Origin of the sequence: Candidatus Protofrankia californiensis, assembly GCF_900634765.1 — a bacterium.
GTDB classification, from domain to species: Bacteria; Actinomycetota; Actinomycetes; order Frankiales; family Frankiaceae; genus Protofrankia; species Protofrankia californiensis.
Window position 1 is genome coordinate 4,967 of sequence record NZ_CAAAFT010000018.1, and the last position, 1,839, is coordinate 6,805.

Here is a 1,839-nt window from a genome sequence, read left to right on the forward strand (position 1 = left end):
CGGCGACTTCGACGCCTACCAGCCGCGCCTGGCCCGGTATGAGCGGGGCGCGGACGACAGTGTGGTGCACGCCGCGCTGGACGGCCTACGGGAGCTGTACGAGGAAGTGGGCCGCCGTGAGGCGCGGTTGTCCGAGCTGAACGCGAAGAAGGTCACGCGCGGCCTGGCGGAAAAGCATCCGGATCTGCGGCCGATCGTGGCCCTGTTCTCCGAGTGTCACGAGCTGTTCGGCCACAAGGCCAAGGGCGAGGGTGAGAAGCAGAGCCTCGGTGAGATGGCCGCGGACGTCGCCGTGCAGACCATCCGCCGTGCCCGCAAGACCGGCATCACCCTGATGTTCGACACCCAGTCCAGCCGGGCCGACGCGATCCCGCCGAAGATCGTTGAACTGGTCAAGCTGAATTGCTGCTTCGCGGTGAAGTCGTGGCGGTCGAACGACGGGTTCCTCGGCGACGGATCATTCCAGGCCGGTATCCGGGCTACCGAGCTACGGCCCGGCAAGGACCGCGGAACCAGCCTGCTGACCGGGGCGACAGCCGAGCGGTTCGAGATCCTCCGCTGGTACTTCGTGGCCGTCGACGACGACAGCGGATGGGACGCGGCCACCGACGTCATCGCCCGGGCCATGGCGTCCGTGCACCCCGCGGTGCAGGTCGGGGGTCGATCCTCGGCGCTGGAACTGGCGCCCGTCGTCGACCACCTGGCCGACATCCACACAGCCCTCCGCGGTGAGCCCCGGGTGCGGACTCAGGACGTGCTGTCCCGCTTGGCCCAGGCGAACCCCAGCCACTACGGCAGGTGGAACCCGCAGACCCTGACGTCGGCCCTGTCCGAACACGGCGCGGAACCGGGCAAATCCAACGGGATCATGGTCGTCCGCCTCGACGACATCCAGCGTGCCATCACGGAACGCAGCGAGCGCGACGGGGAGTCGGGGCAGGGAGGGGAGCCGGACTCGGGGAGTTCTCCCTACCCGCCTCCCTGGCGAAACTCCCTGACCTGACCTGCGCAGGCGCTCATCAGGGAGACAGGGAGGGGCATCCGAGAGACCCGCCTGTAGGCCCGGTTTTCGGGCCGGGCCCGATCCCTCGGGCGCATCCCCCTCTCCCATGATCGTAACTATCGGCAGTCATCACCAAGGAGGGCACCATGACCGACTACACCCCTGCGGACATCACCCCGGCGGAGCTTCAGCCTGCCGGCATCGCCGCATCCATCCCCGAGGGATGGGCCATCGACCAGGCGACCGATCCCGCCCAGATCACGGACTGGGACGACCGGCAGGCCGTCGCCCTGATCCCATTCGAGGTGATCGGCGGCTACCCCCGCAACCCGGCCGGTCGCACCGGCAAGATCGGTCGCAACCTCAGGAAGTGGGGTGAGAACCAGGCCGCAGACCCGATCGTCGTCACCGGTACTGCCCCGGGCCGCCGTGTACTGCTCATCCGCCGCGACGACTGCGGACACTGGGCGATCCCCGGCGGCATGGTCGACCCCGGCGAGACCGCGCCGGCCGCGCTCATCCGTGAGCTACGGGAGGAGACCGGCGTGGATCTGCACGACGTCGAGCCCGTCGTGCTCACCCGCACCTACGTTGACGACCCGCGCAACACGGATTGGGCCTGGATCACGTCGACCGTGGCGCTGTTCCAGGTGCCGACACCCGTCGACGTGGCCGCCGGTAGCGACGCCCTCGATGCGCGCTGGTGGCCGTTCGATGGCATCGACCAGCTCCGTGCGGCCATCCATGAAGCCGACGACCAGCTCTACGCCCCGCACGAGGCCCTTCTGATGCAGGTCCCCGCACCCGACCCGCTCAGCGCCCCATAGATCGGACCC

1 protein-coding gene and 1 pseudogene are annotated in these 1,839 nt (G+C 69.1%); both read left to right on the top strand.

The annotated features are described in order from the left end of the window. A pseudogene (locus tag DD1DGNOD_RS00720) lies at window positions 1–1,003 on the top strand (hypothetical protein); the annotation flags it as partial. A 146-nt stretch (window positions 1,004–1,149) separates the two neighbouring features. Beyond that, window positions 1,150–1,830, top strand: a complete 681-nt coding sequence (locus DD1DGNOD_RS00725; RefSeq protein WP_131764638.1) for an NUDIX domain-containing protein — start codon at window positions 1,150–1,152, stop codon at window positions 1,828–1,830. The last annotated feature ends 9 nt before the right edge of the window (window positions 1,831–1,839 follow it).

What these genes read in the sequence shown, in the direction of transcription:
- DD1DGNOD_RS00725 (WP_131764638.1), top strand. Translation starts at nt 1,150, where the DNA reads ATGACCGACTACACCCCTGCGGACATCACCCCGGCGGAGCTTCAGCCT.